This is a genomic window from Paenibacillus sp. J31R98 (genome assembly GCF_056269245.1).
The window spans coordinates 127,083-142,326 of sequence record NZ_JBWDNO010000011.1 but is presented as its reverse complement, the minus strand read 5'-3'; the positions used below and the strand labels follow the sequence as shown (position 1 = coordinate 142,326).

Here is a 15,244-nt window from a genome sequence, read left to right as displayed (position 1 = left end):
GTTAAGCTTGTTCCTTCTGTTCATCGCTTCAGTTCAGGCGATTCTTACTTCTCTTCCTATTCCTCTGCATCCAAGATGAGCACCCAATCTTCGCCGATGCCGGATGATGGAGGCGTGAACAAAGCTCTGCCGCTATTCGCCACCTTCTTGGTCAGCGCAGTCGATCGTCCCGACCGCGGATCGTACCAGTGCCCCAGCAGCCGGCTGCCCGGAATTCTACCCATGAGGAGCTCGAAGGATTGCCCGCTCGCGCTGTATACGAAGATGTAACTGTCGCCTCGTGCCGCCCGGATATGATCCGATCCGGTAAGCGCATTCACGATTATCTGCTGATCAGGCACGAGCTGGAGAAAGGGTCTCGATTCGAATAACGCACGGAAATGTCGCATTTGTTCCGCTCCCGGGCTGTCCAGCGCCTCTCGCCAATGCAGCTTTGCACCACTGTACGCCGGCCGGCCCGGCTCAAACAGCTGCCACACGCTCGTATGGCCGTAAGTGTGCCCGAATGCACCGGCCAAGACGGCCCAATAAGCGGCCTGTCGAATGTCGTAATCCGTGAAATAGCCAGCTTCATCGCTCCAATTGACCGAATGACCCTCGTAGCGGGGCTCCCCGTCAAACGTCGGCTTAGGGGGATAGATGTGATAATCCTTTGCTATCATATTGTAGTTGTCCAAATGCCTGGCGCCATGTCCCGACTGATTCGTATGGTAATCGAGCCACTCATCGTGATGAAACCAAATCGACGAGGAATACCCGCCAAGCGGATGATAGGTAATCAGGTGACTGCCACCGTCACCCTCGCGCAATCCTTCTGCCAACGCGCGCCATACGGCGAGCTTCGAGTCCGGATTGCGGTCACCGCCCAAAATCCATACGATGTTCGGGCATTCCTTGTATCGCGCGCCGACATAACGGCCGAATGCCCGCGCATTGTCGACATCGAACAGCTCCGGCCCCTTGGCATACGGATTGCCGAGCGTTACCTTGTCTCCCCATGTCGGCACAAGCCCCATGACCATTCCTAGGGAAGCGGCTTTATCGACCGCATAGTCGACATGCTGCCAATAATCGTAGCCATCCGGATTTACCGCCGGCAGCGTCGGATCGAATGCGCCTGACTCATTCCTCCGCAGGGGCACATCGCCATAAGCGTTGGGCTCCTCGATGCCGTCCATTTCCGCCAATATAACCGCTTGAAGGACCGTAAAGCGCTTGGCACTGCGGTTCTCCAAATACGCTGCGATCTCTTCGCGGGTAAGACGATGGAACAATTCCCAGGCCGTATCGCCGAGGTAGAAGAACGGTTTCCCATCCTGATAAGTCAAAAATCGTTTGTTGTCAGATAGCTTGATCATCGGGTACTCAACCGCCTTATAAAAGAAAGTATAGTGGACCGATCGCCGCCCGTTCTAGATGACGATGTTGACATTGCTTGCTGGGCTAGTCCTGCTTCGATCGCCATTCGTTCCCCCACAGCGTCGTTCCATTACCGAATGCTTTGCGGTACTCCTGCCGCCAATAATGGATATCGTGCAAATTGATAATCGGCTTATTTTGCCTACCTTCCTTGCCTGGAAGCTTGGAGAAAGTCTGATGCGGTTCGAGCTGGTACCAATAGGCAACGGTTGCCAGATCAAGCGTAAGCGCGTTGTTGTGCCCGTGCTCGATGCTGGCGCGCAGCGACTTCTCGAAGTAGACAGGATCCTCCAGCATAAATCGATAAACATGCGTCCGCCCGAGAAATCCGGTTTCTCCGTTCACTCTGGCACAGCCAAAATACGGGTGCAAATAAACTTCCTTCGGACACCATGCAGTGTTGAAGAAATCCTCCGTTCCGGTTCCGTGCATCGATCCCGGCCATTGTTCGCCGTCGATCATCCACATATCGTCTCCTTCTCCGTACCACATCGGACTTGGATTATCGACATAATAGTTGATACCGACAAAATGACCCTTGCCACGAATATCGGCGATTACGTAGTTGTCTACATCGGAGCAGTTCGGTTGCTGCGGCACGAGCTCCAAGCCTTCGTTCTCTCCGTCCACCTGATCGGCTTCCGTCAGTTCCCGCCGCCACTGCGCATGAAATCTGCCTGCGTCCTCCGACATCGCGTCGTGTTCCTCATAATCGATGTAGTAATAGAAGGACTCGATCGGTTCATCGGATTCATTCTCGATCGTAATGACGGCTCCCTCACCGAACGGCATCGGAAAATAGCAATTCAGCGCTTGGCCCTTATGAGGCGCCGCAGCAAGCGGCAACGATGCAAAATTGTAGTTTTCTCCCCATCCTTGCCCGAAGAAATCGCCGATCGGCGATTCCACGCTCGGCTCGGTTTCACCGTCCCAATACATGCGCAGCACCGCATTGCGCCGAATCATTCGGTCCGCGCAATTCATCGTGAGCCAAATATGACGAATCACGCCCGCCCCTCCGATGCGAGCAATTTCGCTAACCTCTCCCGCAGCAATTGCAATCGAGTCTTTATTGAGCCCGGACCGGTCATAGCTCGAAATTCGTTTCGTTCTGCGTCCGTTCTTTACCTGATAGATGGAATCAAGCGCTGTCATCGTTAAGCTCCTCCTCTGAAGTACCCTATTCGATCGTTTCCACCTTTCGAATACCCTTACTTCTATTGTAAGTGCGTTGCATGGCTCGCTCTACCTGAAACGATTGACATTCCTTGCTCTTTATTTACATTGGGCGAATTAACGATACCTGCACTGCCTGCACCATGTATCCAACACAAAAAAAGCGAAGGGCACGCCACCTGCTGCGGCACCTTCACTTGGAATAGGTATAGGATAGAATTACTGGCTTTTATCTTCTTCGAATCGTAAGCGAGCCACTACGAAGTTTCTTCTCCAGCCAACGGAGTATCATCAAGCGATAGAACGGACGTGTCAACGGGAATAGGAGCGTGAGGCCTATGATATCCGAAAAGAAGCCTGGCATGAGCAACAGCAGACCTCCGAGCAATACACAAACTCCATTCAGCATGGCATGCCCCGGCGGCCTGCCGCTTTGGATTTGTGCTTGGACATCCATCAGCGCTTTGCGTCCCTCAAGTCTCGCCAGCTGCGCCCCAGCAAATCCTGTTAAGAGAATAAGACCGAAGGTCGGCCAGCCGCCGATCATATGGCCTACCTTAATAATGCCCCACATCTCGACGGCAGGAACGATGATGATTGCGGCAATGATCCATTTTAGCATATTAGCTGCCTCCTTCCCCTTGATTAGGCACTATACCTGCCGAGGCTGCCTTCATAAGCTCGTACAACTCAGGCAGCAGCCTGTCGAGTCTTGCCGGTCGCCAATCCAGATTGACCCATACATGCCGGGTACCGCCTCGGACAAGCAGCTTACCCGGCGGCTCAGCTCCAATATACCATTTCACACGCTCGACATCTGTTTCATCCATGAGACGAATCTGCGATCGGAATGATACCCGAGTAGGCGAGAATTGTTCCAGTTTCGTATATACGACGACAGTATCATCATACCGAGCCGGGGAGACATAAGCACAATCCAAATCCACGACAGGAAGAAGCAGTCCCTGCTTCTCTACCCTGTCATACGTCATCCCCAAAGCACGAACGAGCTCCGTACGGCCAATTTCAAACCATGTCACGTAGTTCCCATGAAACACAACGCCCATCTGATCCGTTTCTTGATAGCGAACGCGAAGGGGATGCAAATGCCAGAGAACGTTCTCTTTGTCTGCTTCCGTCATGCCCTCATCAGCCCTTTATCCTCAAATTGATTCCTAGTTAAAAAAAAGCGACGGCGCTTCCGCACCATCGCTTTTTTGATAAACCTATTACATCACTTTAGCTTGGCCGGAATAGATAACGCCAACTTCTGCGTAAACCGTTACTTCCGAACCGTCGTGTAGAAGCTCAAGTGCATTCTGAACACCTAGAATAACAGGGATTCCAAGGTTAAGCGCAACGATCGCCGCGTGGCTAGTGATGCCGCCTTGCTCCGTGATCACTGCTGCTGCTTTGGAGATCGCAGGCATATATTCTTTGTCTGTCGAGACAGTCACAAGAATCGAACCTTCTGTTGTTTTCGCGATAGCCTCTCCAGGAGTGCGAGCTACAACCACTTTACCTGTCGCGCTTTGAGTGCCGATCCCTTGACCTTTAGCGATCATCTCGCCAATTGTGTGAATCTTGATCAAGTTCGTCGAGCCGGAACGGCCAACCGGTACGCCAGCTGTGATGATAACTGTATCACCAAGCTTCACCATGCCGGAGCTGATGCCGCCTTGAACCGCGATGTCGAACATTTCATCCGTTGTTTCAGCAGGTGTACCAAGCACTGGCGTTACGCCCCAGATCAGAGCCAAACGGCGCATAACTTGCTCAACAGGCGTTACTGCGATAATCGGCGATTTCGGACGGTATTTGGAAATCATCCGTGCTGTGTAGCCGCTCTCTGTCGATGTGATAATCGCTTTCGCGTTCAGATCAAGAGCAGAGTTGGCAACAGCTTGGCTGATTGCTTCTGTTACTGTTTTTTGCTGCGCATTCGCTTGACGCGTGAAGATCTCACGGTAGTTCAGCGTCTCTTCCGCACGAACTGCGATACGGGACATCGTTTGAACCGACTCAACCGGGTATTTGCCGGCAGCTGTCTCACCGGAAAGCATAATCGCGTCAGTGCCGTCGAAGACCGCATTCGCAACGTCGCTTGCTTCCGCACGTGTCGGACGCGGGTTGCGCTGCATGGAATCGAGCATTTGTGTAGCTGTAATTACCGGCTTACCTGCCAGGTTACATTTTTGGATCATTTTCTTCTGAACGAGCGGTACTTCTTCAGCAGGAATTTCTACGCCGAGGTCGCCGCGCGCAACCATAAGGCCGTCGGACACTTCAAGGATCTCGTCCAGGTTGTCAACGCCTTGCTGGTTCTCGATCTTCGAGATGATCTGGATGTGGCTTGCGTTATGCTTCTCAAGCAGCTCACGGATTTCGAGCACGTCCGTCGCTTTACGCACGAACGATGCTGCGATGAAATCGATGCCTTGTTCGATACCGAAGATGATATCGTTCGCATCCTTCTCCGTAATACCAGGCAAGGAGATGTGTACGCCAGGAACGTTTACACCTTTCTTGCTCTTGATTGGACCGCTGTTAACGATGCGGCATTTGATCTCAGTGCCTTCGACTTCTTCAACCGTCAGGCCGATCAAACCGTCGTCGATCAGGATCGTCGAGCCTGCCTCTACATCAGCAGGAAGGTTCGAGTACGTAACAGGAATACGGTTACGGTCGCCGAGAATTTCTTCCGTCGTCAATGTAATCGTATCGCCTTGATCGAGCTCAATCGGCTCTTCTTTCAATTTGCCCAGACGAATTTCTGGACCTTTCGTATCAAGCAGGATCGCAACTGTTTTGCCAAGCTCTTGGCAAGCTTGACGAATGTTCTTGATCCGGTTGCCGTGCTCTTCGAAGTCGCCGTGGGAGAAGTTCAGACGAGCAACGTTCATGCCCGCGTTAATCAGTTTCTTCGTATTTTCGAGCGATTCGCTGGAAGGCCCGATCGTACATACAATTTTCGTTTTACGCATAAGTAATTTTCCATCCTCCGTGTCTAAACGATCACATTGTCGTTATACAGTCATTAATTAAACGCTAGCCGATTCAGCCTCTTGAATCTGCTCGATATCAGCATCCGGCTCCGGTGAGCGGAACTCCCCGATGCGGCGGAATTTCTCGTACCGGTCTTCGATCAATTCCTCGGACGAAAGTTTTGACAGTTCGCCAAGGTGACGCCAGATCGCTTCTTTGATCGTCTCCGATTGCTCGGCCAGATCACGATGCGCTCCGCCTTGCGGCTCGGCGATAATCTCTTCAATGATGCCGAAGCCCTTCAAGTCAGCAGCCGTAATCTTCATCACAGCAGCTGCCTCGTCAGCGCGAGAGGCATCTTTCCATAGTATAGATGCCGCACCATTCGGAGAAATAACCGAATAAATCGCGTTCTCGAGCATCAATACACGGTTACCAACGCCCAGTCCGAGTGCACCGCCGCTTCCGCCTTCGCCGATGACGACGCAGATAATCGGAACACCGAACATGGCCATCTCACGCAAATTACGGGCAATCGCTTCGGATTGACCGCGTTCTTCCGCTGTATTGCCTGGATAAGCGCCTTTCGTATCGATAAACGTTACGATCGGGCGGCCAAATTTGTTCGCCTGCTGCATCAAGCGGAGCGCCTTGCGGAACCCTTCCGGATGCGGACTTCCGAAGAAACGGGCAATGTTATCCTTCGTATCTTTGCCGCGCTGATGACCGATAACGGTTACCGGCACATCGTTCAGCTTCGCCAGACCGCCGACGATTGCGAGGTCGTCAGCAAACAGGCGATCGCCGTGAAGCTCAATAAAGTCTGTAAAAATCGTCCCTATGTAGTCAAGCGTTGTAGGGCGACCATGATGGCGCGCTAAGTGCATCTTCTGCGCAGGCGTCAATTCATTGTACAGATCTTCTTGCAGTTGCTTACAGCGTTCTTCCAAACGGGCGATTTCATCGCTGAAATCAATACCCGACTCTAGGCCGAATTTCTTCAGCTCTTCGACTTTCTTTTGCAGCTCGTTAAGCGGCTTCTCAAACGGCAGCTCACCCGCCATTGATAATTTCCCCCTTTACCGAATGCATATCAAGCAATTTCGCAAGTGTTGCTTTCATTTCTTTACGGTGTACCACTTTATCCAGCTGTCCGTGCTGCAGGTTAAACTCCGCGGTTTGGAAGTTGTCCGGCAGCTTCTGGCGGATAGTCTGTTCAATTACGATACGGCCCGCAAAACCGATAAGCGCGCCGGGCTCGGCCAAATTAAAGTCGCCAAGCAATGCGAAGCTTGCGGAGACGCCGCCTGTTGTAGGATCAGTCATAATGGAAATATACAGACCGCCGTCACCTTGGAACTTCGCGAGTGCTGCGCTTGTCTTAGCCATCTGCATAAGGCTGAGAATACTCTCCTGCATACGAGCGCCGCTTGAGGTGGAGAACACGATCAGCGGAAGCTTGTTCGCATGCGCATACTCAATTGCACGTGTGATCTTCTCACCGACAACGGAACCCATGCTGCCTGCGAAGAAATCAAAGCTCATGAAAGCGGCGACGACCGGCAGACCGCCGATCGTCCCTACTCCCGTTACAACCGCATCTTTAAGACCGGAGCTCTTCTTCTGCGCTTCCAGCTTGTTTGCATAACCTGGGAAACCAAGCGGATCAACGGATTCGAGATCCGCGTCCAGCTCCGTCAGCTTGCCTTCATCGAGTGTAATGGCAATGCGCTCCCAAGCGTTAAGCCGGAAGTGATGTCCGCAGCCTGGACAAACTTTTAAATTTTTCTCGACTTCTTTGCTAAATTGAATGTTGCCGCACTTCGGGCATTTGGACATTAAGCCTTCCGGAATATCCGGCTTCGTACGCGGCTGACCCGAAGGAATTGTGGCATACTTCTTTTTATGAAATAAGTCCTTGAACACGAGTGACACCTCTTTGGAGCGGAGCGCAGTAAGTTCAAGCTATTACCGCCCCGAGTTTAGAATATTGTTCAGCACTTCCTGCACTTCTTCCAGTTCGCCAGATGGGACCAATATCTCGTATTGCTGTTTCGATACGTTAATTGGCCTGATTTTCACGAGAAACCCTTCTTGGGTCAGCCGGTTTTTGATGCTCTCCGCAATTTTTGCCGTAGGCGCGATATAGATAACCGTCCACATGAAAGGTACCTCCTTGCAATAATAAAAAGAACATCTGATCGCACTTGTATAGGCATTAGCCGCAAAATGAACACACGTTAATTGGGCATATGATGTCATCATGATACCATAAGTTTGGTTTTCATCGCAACGGCGCGAGGACTGTGAGCATATTCCAGACCCGAAAGGCGGCGTTCACGCGGGTTAAGGCGTGTCTGCGATTTCGTACCGGTTCGCTTTCGGATCCTGGTGTGCGATCCTTGCGGATGCAGCAGCAGCAAGTCCTGCGACGAGATCGTCCAGAAAGACATGCACATGCGTGCCCTTCTCATTAAGCTTACGAATGATGCCCGGCTTCACTTTGTCCAGATAGCCGAAGCTTGTAAGTCCGATCATGCCATATACATTTGTAATGCCGAGCGCAAGCGTCTCGTCAACGCCGAAGAGCGACTCATCGGCTTCCATAATCGCTTGCAGCGGCGCGGGCAGCAGCTTCTGCTCCGCCAGTTCATCCAGCGCAATGCCTGTAAACAGGACATACTGGACCTCACGCTTGCCAAGCACGGCATGCACGCTTTCTTCGCATTCCTCATAGGTCAAAGCCGCATTATACGGACTTTGCAGCGAAAATACAATATCTGCAACATCGCTTACCGAAACACCGCGTCTGTTCAGCCATTTCTCCATATCGGACGACATTGTTCATCCCCCACTGTCCAGCTTGTACGAATTGGGGGGAGACAGGGGAGTCAAAACTCCGTTCCCTGGCTTCTTCAGCCCATACAAGCGGCGAATACAAAGCTTTAAGCAACGTAATGGAGTTGCTATTGGCTCTGTGTCTCCTAATGTATGCAGCTTCATATCAACATGTGCCTGGTTAAGCAAAAAGGCCGTGTAAACCCTTGCCCAGCAAAACGATGATTCGAGTCCATTTTCATTATTATTTCACAACAGCCGACCCTTTACCAAATATCGACTCGATTTGCGACAACAACTGCTCCGAAGGTTTGATGCGGAAGGCGTCGCTAAGCGCGACAGTTCGTCCTTCGCGCTCATAGAACAGGACAGTTTCATAGACTCCTGAGCTTGCCGTCAGAAGCGCCTTCAGCTTCGCGAGCGATGCGGAGTCTTCGCGCCCTGCGACGATCTTGACGTATAGGCGCTGCGGCCGTTTAGCCGTTGCGGCAGGTTGCTGCGAGGTACCGCCGCCGCGGGCGACTGCCGGCTGAGCAGACGGAGCTGGCTGCTGTGGCGCGCTGCCGCTGCGCGCTGGCGCATTCACGTGCGCCGCCGCTGGCTGCGCAGCAGGCGCGGCTTGCCGCGGTGCGCCCGCTCCAGCTCCGGCGCTGCCCGCCTGCGAAGCCCCGGCAGCACCGCCGCGAGCTTGCGCCGCCGGCGCCGGCCGCGAGCCCGTGCCGCCGCCGGCCGCGGAGCCACCGCCGCGCGCCGCGGCTTCGCCGCTGCGGCTGCGGGCTTGCCGCTGCAGCCGCTGAACTCCTGCGGCCACCGAGTCGGCCGCGCTGCCCATGCCAGTGCCGCCGCCAAGCGGCACCACATCTTCGATGAGGAGCTTATAATCCTCATCCTGATGCTGCACGCTGGCGAGAACAATAACGAGGCTGCCCGGATCGAGCGCAGCCGAGTGACGCTTCCAGATGGTCGGGAACGCGACCGCCTCGACGCGCATAATGCGATCCTCGATTTCAAGGAAGGCCATCGCTTGTCCTTTCTTCGTCGTAAAATGCTTCGCCGACACAACCATCGCGCTCAAGGTTGCGAAAGAACCCTCCGGCACTTCCGTCAGATCAACGAGACGATCAAGCGGCAGCTCTTCAAGCTCCGCCTCATAAGCGTCAAGCGGATGCCCGGACAAATACATGCCGAGCAGATCCCGCTCCAGCGACAGCTTCTGGCCTGTCGTATAAGCCGGAACCTCCGGCATCTCCACATCCCAGTTCTGCACTTCATCGAAGCCGAACAGCTCGATCTGAAGCTCCTCGCGCTCCTTGCGCCACTTCAGCGCCGCTTCGACGGTCTCATCGAGCACAGCGACTAGCTGCGCGCGATGTCCACCGAGCGAATCGCATGCGCCTGCTTGAATAAGCGACTCAAGCACGCGCTTGTTCACAACGCGCAGGTCAACGCGCCGGCAAAGATCGAGCAGACTCTCGAACGGACGGTCATCCCGCTCCTTCAAGAGAGATTCGATCGCCTGCGTCCCAACGTTCTTGATCGACGCGAGGCCGAAGCGAACCGCGCCATTCACTGGTGTGAACGTCACGCTGCTCTCGTTCACATCCGGCGGCAGCACGTCGATGCCCATTCGGCGGCATTCGTCTACATATTCCGCTGTCTTCCGCTGACTGCCTGTGACCGACGCCAGCATGGATGCCATGAACGGCACAGGATGATTCGCCTTCAGCCATGCCGTCTGGAACGCGAGCACGCCATACGCCGCCGCATGGGCGCGCGGGAAGCCGTAGTCCGCGAAACGGACGATCATATCGTACACGGCGTTCGCATCTTTCTCAGGGTAGCCTTGACGCAAGCTTCCCTCTACGAAGTGAGCGCGCTCTTCGTCGAGCACCTCGCGCTTCTTCTTCGATACGGCACGGCGCAGCAGATCCGCCTCGCCAAGCGAGAAGCCCGCCATCGTCGATGCAATCTGCATAATTTGCTCCTGATACACGATAATGCCGTAGGTATCGGCAAGTATCGGTTCAAGAGACGGATGCGGGTACTCAACATCGGTAAGACCATGCTTACCGGAGATATATTTCGGGATAAACTCCATCGGACCCGGACGGTACAACGCCGTGACCGAGACGATATCTTCGAACTGAGTTGGCTTCAGCTCTTTCAGCACACGCCTAACGCCAGCGGACTCGAGCTGGAAGATGCCCGTTGTCTCGCCCCGTGATAGCATCGCGTAGGTTGCCGGATCATTGTCGGGGATGAAGCGGAAATCTACCGTGATTCCCTGCTGTTTCTTCACCCAGTCAAGCGTTCGCTCAAGAATCGAGAGTGTGCGCAGGCCGAGGAAGTCCATCTTAAGAAGACCAACCGACTCCAGATGCTCCATGGAGTATTGGGTCAGCGCCGTCTTCTCGCTCCCTGCCTGCAGCGGCACGTAATGAGTTAGCGGCTCGCCGGAGATGACAACGCCTGCCGCATGCGTCGAGGCATGGCGCGGCATTCCTTCCACCTTCAGCGCCATTCGCAGCAGATCGGCTGTCTTCGGCTGACGCTCCGCCGCCTCGCGAAGCTCTGAGCTTACGCGCATCGCTTCCTCAAGTGTAATGCCAAGCTGGTTCGGGATCAGCTTCGCCGCCCGATCCACCTCGCCGAACGGAACAGCCATCGCTCGGCCAACGTCTCGCACGGCTGCTTTTGCCGCCATCGTACCGAATGTAATGATCTGCGCCACATGCTCGTCGCCATACTTTGCAGAAACGTAACTGATGACTTCGTCACGGCGTTCATCATTAAAGTCAATATCAATATCCGGCATCGTAATCCGCTCCGGATTGAGGAACCTCTCGAATAGAAGCTTATATTTAATGGGATCGACATCCGTAATATTAAGCGTGTAAGCCACCAGACTGCCCGCGGACGATCCCCGCCCCGGACCGGTGCGAATGCCCTGCTCATGCGCAAAACGGATGAAATCCCACACGATAAGGAAATAATCGCTGAAGCCCATTTTGTCAATAACGCCTAGCTCATAGTCCAGCCGTTCTGTAATGTTGCTCTTATAACCAGCGTCTGTAGTCCACGCCGCTTCCCCGGAATAACGTGTCTCAAGCCCTTCATGACAGAGTGCGGACAAGTAGTCAGCCGAGCTCATTCCCGCTGGAATCGGGCTAAATCTTGGCAGCAGCGCTCGTCCGAACGTCAGCTCAAGGTTGCATTTCTCCGCAATTTCCACTGTGCGGGCCACGGCGTCCGGCGCTTGACGGAACTGCATCGCCATCTCGTCCGCGCTCTTGAGATACATCTGATCCGTCATCATCTTCAGTCGGTCATCGTCTTCAACCGTCTTGCCAGTGCCGATACAGATCAACACATCTTGAACGGCCGCATCTATCGGCTTCAAGTAGTGAACATCGTTCGTCGCTACTGTCAGTATGCCCGTCTCTTGCGCCAGCCGAAGAGTCGCCTGCAGCACCTTCTTCTGCTCCAGCATGCCATGATCTTGCAGCTCCAGATAGAAATCCTCGCCGAAGATCGAGCGGTACCGCTCCGCAGACTTCAGCGCATGCTCGTATCGGTCATGCAGCAGGTGCTGAGCAATCTCGCTGCCCAAGCAAGAGCTAAGGCAGATCAGACCTTCCGAATACTCGGCCAACACTTCAAGGTCGATCCGCGGCTTATAGTGGAAGCCTTCCAAATGCCCGATCGAGCTCAGCTTCATTAGATTTCGGTAGCCGGTCTCGTTCTTCGCCAGAAGAATCAAATGATAGATCGGATTATCCTTGCGCGCGCCCTTGTCGAAGCGCGATCCCGTCGTGAAATAAACCTCGCAGCCGATAATCGGCTTGATGCCTCTAGCGATACAAGCTTTATAGAACGGCACTGCGCCGTACAAGACGCCGTGATCCGTCAAGGCGAGCGCCTTCATGCCAAGCTCAGAAGCTTGGCTCACTAAGTCTTTAATCCGAGCAGCCCCGTCGAGCAGGCTGAATTCGCTATGCACGTGCAAATGGACAAAATCGCGTTCGCCGCTCATTGTTCGTCCCTTCTTTCTTTCAGAACCAATCATTTTATACTAGTTTATCATATTGACGCCTTGCTCGCCCATAGAATGGACTAGGGGACGAGCTGATTGCGGAGCCTCCCCCCATGTATTCCATGTACTCCCACAGGAGGGTGTAATGAACAAGATGAATTCTTTCTTATCGAATGCGATGATCGACTTCTTCATTGCCTTTGGCGTTGTGTTCGGCGGCTCCATGCTGGCTGGAATAGGCTCGGTATTCGTGCTCTCAGCTCCTGCTGCCATCATGCTGGAAACCGCGTCACGGCTCAAGATTTGGGCGCTCGTCGCCGCTGTAGGGGGGACAATTGACCCAATGCGCGTCATTGAAAGCAATATGATCGAGGGGCATTTATCACCAGTTGCGCTCCAGATCGCCTACATTCTGTGCGCCTTTCTCGGCGCGCATATGGGGACAGAACTGATACGCTGGCTGTGCAGAGGGGCGGTCTGATCGATGCGCGTTCCACCCTTTGAACGGTTCTCCAGGCTCATGCAGGCATGCGCCTTTGTCGTGCTTGGCGCCATAATAGGGGCGATGGCCTATCACGCGGTGTTCTTTATGAGCTTCAACGCTTTGCGAGACAGCCATACAGAGCTTGAGGATAAATTGATTGAGTATGAGGATCGGATTGAGAAGCTGAATAAATTCAAAGATCAGCATACGGTCATTAAGACTGTTCTGCCAATCTTGCTGGACAATAAAGCATCGGATCGTCCCGGTTTGACGGACGAGCAGATGAAGAAGGAGCTGAAGGATAGGCTGAGGAAGGACTTGAGCGTATTCGTCGGCACAAGCATCTATAAAATTAACGCCAATGGCGAGCTTGGCCGGGAGCTGCTGGATAATAAAGTTTATTTGCTTGCGAGTGGCAAAGAATACACGGTCGAAATTCGGACGATGCTCGTCGTCGATAATGTGCTGCAGGTGTGGTTTAAAGCAGAGTCTTACAATAGACCGATCACATAATTGACACAGGTGGGAACGCAGGCTTATTTTCGCTGATACGGCAATTCATGCTACAATGGGACAAACGTGCATAAGCTGCACAGCACATATAAGGAGTTGCATAAAGCGTCATGGAAAGTACACTTCACTGGTTGATCGTCATCGTGATTATCGGCGCATCGCTATTCTCGGTTTATAACAGCTATAAAGCTCGCCGATCAAACGATACAAGGCAACGTGGCATCTATGCCGCATGCATGAACATCTACATGGGCATCATGCTGATCTTCATCGCCCTGTTCGTCATGCTCGCATACAACGGATCAACGGTTAAAGTCATTATTGGCGCACTATTTATCGTGCTTGGCCTGTTCAACCTGTTCGCGGGCTTGCGCAACAACAGCATATACCGCTCTATGAAAGGTTAGTTCGGAATCAGTACGGATCAATTAATTGCGCCGTTAGCATCGCTTTGGCAGCGAGGCCGCTAGGGTCCCTCAGCTCGATCTCGAGCTTGGCGCTCTTGCGGCTCATCTCCAGCAGGCTCGGCTCGATAACCACTTCGCTCTCCAGCTGAATCGGCCTTACGAAATAGGTCGTCATACTCTCAATGATATAGTCCCGCTTCCCCATCTCGCGTATTAATCCCCGCGCAGCCTGCGTCATTAAAGTGACCAGCACCCCTTCGGAAATTGTGCCGAACGTCCCGGACATTTGCGGCGTTATCCGGCCCTCGTAGAGCCAATCACTCTGATCATTCTCTTTTTTCACGAATCCCGCACCGATCAATTCATCGAACGTTTCACCGGACTCCTTCTGCTTGCCCGCGTAACGCATCGCTTCCAGCACTTCCGTTCGGCTCAGAGCCGCGAGAAGCTTGCGGTTCTTATCGACGATCGGCAGCAGATCAATGCCTTCAGCCGCCATCGTATGCGCCGCCGATGCAATCGGAATATTCGGTGCCGCCGTAATCGGGCTGCGCGTCATCAGCTTGTCAACGAGCTGTGTATCCGGCTCGCCTTCGGCATCCTTGGCAGTCATCATGCCAACGACTCGTCCACGGTCATCAAGTACCGGGAAGCGCGAGCCGCCAACCCTCGCTGCAAGCTGCATATAATCGTTCTTCGTCTCGCCAAGACGCATCGTCTCAACCGGACGGCTGTAAGTGACGATGTCTTCGACGAGCATGATTTTCTGGCGGATCAGCCTGTCGAACATCGCCCGGTTAATCATCGAAGCGACGGTAAAGGTGTCGTACTTGGAGGAGAGAATCGGCAGCCCTTTCTCATCCGCGAGCCGCTTAATCTCTTCGCTTGTGCCGAAGCCCCCAGTAATCAACACGCCTGCGCCTTGCTCGAGCGCGCATCTATGTGCCCCTTCCCGGTTACCGACAATTAGCAGACTGCCTGCGTCGATATATCGCACCATCGCATCAAGCTCCATCGCGCCGATGACGAATTTGTGCAGGGTATTATCGAGACCTGCCGCGCCGCCGAACAGCTCGCCTTGCACGATCTCCACAACCTCGCCGAACGTCAGCCGGTCGAGCGTCTCCCTGTTGCGGCGCTGAATGCGGACCGTGCCGATCCGCTCCTTCGTGCTCACAAGCCCGGCCGATTCCGCATCCTTGATCGCCTTGTAGGCCGTGCCTTCGCTCACATCGAGTTCTTCCGCCATCGTGCGCACCGATAATTTGGTACCGATTTCGAGCGCTTTAATATATTGCATAAGACGCTCGTGTTTCGTTAGCGATTCTAGCCCATTTACTCCGGAAGCCACGGACGGTCACTCCTTGTCTTGTATTCGGTATGTCTTAT

Annotated in this window: 14 protein-coding genes; 3 read left to right on the top strand and 11 right to left on the bottom strand. The window is 53.7% G+C overall.

What is annotated here, in order from left to right:
* Nucleotides 1-56: 56 nt before the first annotated feature.
* The 10 genes from AC0YNX_RS28700 to AC0YNX_RS28655 form a co-directional block, all read right to left on the bottom strand.
* Nucleotides 57-1,358 carry a glycoside hydrolase family 140 protein gene (locus tag AC0YNX_RS28700; protein ID WP_475819131.1) on the bottom strand — a complete coding sequence of 434 codons (1,302 nt, stop codon included), beginning with the start codon at nucleotides 1,356-1,358 and terminating at the stop codon, nucleotides 57-59.
* Nucleotides 1,359-1,443: 85 nt separating this feature from the next.
* Nucleotides 1,444-2,574 carry a glycoside hydrolase family 172 protein gene (locus tag AC0YNX_RS28695; RefSeq protein WP_475819130.1) on the bottom strand — a complete coding sequence of 377 codons (1,131 nt, stop codon included), beginning with the start codon at nucleotides 2,572-2,574 and terminating at the stop codon, nucleotides 1,444-1,446.
* Nucleotides 2,575-2,824: 250 nt separating this feature from the next.
* Nucleotides 2,825-3,217, bottom strand: a complete 393-nt coding sequence (locus AC0YNX_RS28690) for an FxsA family protein (protein WP_475819129.1) — start codon at nucleotides 3,215-3,217, stop codon at nucleotides 2,825-2,827.
* 1 nt (nucleotide 3,218) lies between these two features.
* Nucleotides 3,219-3,737, bottom strand: a complete 519-nt coding sequence (locus tag AC0YNX_RS28685) for an acyl-CoA thioesterase (RefSeq protein ID WP_475819128.1) — start codon at nucleotides 3,735-3,737, stop codon at nucleotides 3,219-3,221.
* A gap of 87 nt (nucleotides 3,738-3,824) precedes the next feature.
* Nucleotides 3,825-5,579: a pyruvate kinase gene (gene pyk / locus AC0YNX_RS28680; RefSeq protein WP_475819127.1), complete on the bottom strand. Its 1,755-nt coding sequence runs from the start codon at nucleotides 5,577-5,579 to the stop codon at nucleotides 3,825-3,827.
* Nucleotides 5,580-5,636: 57 nt separating this feature from the next.
* Nucleotides 5,637-6,644 carry an acetyl-CoA carboxylase carboxyltransferase subunit alpha gene (locus tag AC0YNX_RS28675; RefSeq protein WP_475819126.1) on the bottom strand — a complete coding sequence of 336 codons (1,008 nt, stop codon included), beginning with the start codon at nucleotides 6,642-6,644 and terminating at the stop codon, nucleotides 5,637-5,639.
* Nucleotides 6,634-7,506, bottom strand: a complete 873-nt coding sequence (gene accD, locus AC0YNX_RS28670) for an acetyl-CoA carboxylase, carboxyltransferase subunit beta (RefSeq protein ID WP_475819125.1) — start codon at nucleotides 7,504-7,506, stop codon at nucleotides 6,634-6,636. Before accD ends, AC0YNX_RS28675 begins: the two co-directional genes overlap by 11 nt.
* 42 nt (nucleotides 7,507-7,548) lie before the next feature.
* The gene (locus tag AC0YNX_RS28665) at nucleotides 7,549-7,743 is read right to left on the bottom strand and encodes a glutamate decarboxylase (RefSeq protein WP_090578748.1); all 195 of its coding nucleotides are present in this window, start codon (nucleotides 7,741-7,743) and stop codon (nucleotides 7,549-7,551) included.
* A 183-nt stretch (nucleotides 7,744-7,926) separates the two neighbouring features.
* The gene (locus AC0YNX_RS28660) at nucleotides 7,927-8,421 is read right to left on the bottom strand and encodes a phosphatidylglycerophosphatase A family protein (RefSeq protein ID WP_475819124.1); all 495 of its coding nucleotides are present in this window, start codon (nucleotides 8,419-8,421) and stop codon (nucleotides 7,927-7,929) included.
* A gap of 241 nt (nucleotides 8,422-8,662) precedes the next feature.
* A complete protein-coding gene (locus tag AC0YNX_RS28655; protein ID WP_475819123.1) occupies nucleotides 8,663-12,451 on the bottom strand; it encodes a DNA polymerase III subunit alpha in 3,789 nt (1,262 codons plus the stop codon).
* 154 nt (nucleotides 12,452-12,605) lie between these two features.
* Here AC0YNX_RS28655 and AC0YNX_RS28650 point away from each other — a divergent pair, with 154 nt between their 5' ends.
* The 3 genes from AC0YNX_RS28650 to AC0YNX_RS28640 all read left to right on the top strand — a co-directional run bounded on the left by AC0YNX_RS28650 (nucleotide 12,606) and on the right by AC0YNX_RS28640 (nucleotide 13,855).
* Nucleotides 12,606-12,932: a YtrH family sporulation protein gene (locus AC0YNX_RS28650; protein WP_475819210.1), complete on the top strand. Its 327-nt coding sequence runs from the start codon at nucleotides 12,606-12,608 to the stop codon at nucleotides 12,930-12,932.
* 3 nt (nucleotides 12,933-12,935) lie between these two features.
* Nucleotides 12,936-13,448 (top strand): sporulation membrane protein YtrI, encoded by a 513-nt coding sequence (locus AC0YNX_RS28645; RefSeq protein ID WP_475819122.1) that lies wholly within the window; start codon nucleotides 12,936-12,938, stop codon nucleotides 13,446-13,448.
* 110 nt (nucleotides 13,449-13,558) lie between these two features.
* Nucleotides 13,559-13,855 (top strand): YtpI family protein, encoded by a 297-nt coding sequence (locus tag AC0YNX_RS28640; protein ID WP_475819121.1) that lies wholly within the window; start codon nucleotides 13,559-13,561, stop codon nucleotides 13,853-13,855.
* 7 nt (nucleotides 13,856-13,862) lie between these two features.
* On the opposite strand, the gene AC0YNX_RS28635 is transcribed toward AC0YNX_RS28640, so the two are convergent.
* On the bottom strand, nucleotides 13,863-15,155 hold the full coding sequence (locus AC0YNX_RS28635) for a DRTGG domain-containing protein (RefSeq protein WP_475819209.1): 1,293 nt from the start codon (nucleotides 15,153-15,155) through the stop codon (nucleotides 13,863-13,865).
* Nucleotides 15,156-15,244 lie beyond the last annotated feature (89 nt).

Excerpts from the sequence above, each read along its gene's own strand:
- AC0YNX_RS28700 (WP_475819131.1), bottom strand. The coding sequence starts at position 1,358 with ATGATCAAGCTATCTGACAACAAACGATTTTTGACTTATCAGGATGGG.
- AC0YNX_RS28695 (WP_475819130.1), bottom strand. The coding sequence starts at position 2,574 with ATGACAGCGCTTGATTCCATCTATCAGGTAAAGAACGGACGCAGAACG.
- AC0YNX_RS28690 (WP_475819129.1), bottom strand. The coding sequence starts at position 3,217 with ATGCTAAAATGGATCATTGCCGCAATCATCATCGTTCCTGCCGTCGAG.
- AC0YNX_RS28685 (WP_475819128.1), bottom strand. The coding sequence starts at position 3,737 with ATGACGGAAGCAGACAAAGAGAACGTTCTCTGGCATTTGCATCCCCTT.
- pyk (WP_475819127.1), bottom strand. The coding sequence starts at position 5,579 with ATGCGTAAAACGAAAATTGTATGTACGATCGGGCCTTCCAGCGAATCG.
- AC0YNX_RS28675 (WP_475819126.1), bottom strand. The coding sequence starts at position 6,644 with ATGGCGGGTGAGCTGCCGTTTGAGAAGCCGCTTAACGAGCTGCAAAAG.
- AC0YNX_RS28665 (WP_090578748.1), bottom strand. The coding sequence starts at position 7,743 with ATGTGGACGGTTATCTATATCGCGCCTACGGCAAAAATTGCGGAGAGC.
- AC0YNX_RS28660 (WP_475819124.1), bottom strand. The coding sequence starts at position 8,421 with ATGTCGTCCGATATGGAGAAATGGCTGAACAGACGCGGTGTTTCGGTA.
- AC0YNX_RS28655 (WP_475819123.1), bottom strand. The coding sequence starts at position 12,451 with ATGAGCGGCGAACGCGATTTTGTCCATTTGCACGTGCATAGCGAATTC.
- AC0YNX_RS28650 (WP_475819210.1), top strand. The coding sequence starts at position 12,606 with ATGAATTCTTTCTTATCGAATGCGATGATCGACTTCTTCATTGCCTTT.
- AC0YNX_RS28645 (WP_475819122.1), top strand. The coding sequence starts at position 12,936 with ATGCGCGTTCCACCCTTTGAACGGTTCTCCAGGCTCATGCAGGCATGC.
- AC0YNX_RS28640 (WP_475819121.1), top strand. The coding sequence starts at position 13,559 with ATGGAAAGTACACTTCACTGGTTGATCGTCATCGTGATTATCGGCGCA.
- AC0YNX_RS28635 (WP_475819209.1), bottom strand. The coding sequence starts at position 15,155 with ATGCAATATATTAAAGCGCTCGAAATCGGTACCAAATTATCGGTGCGC.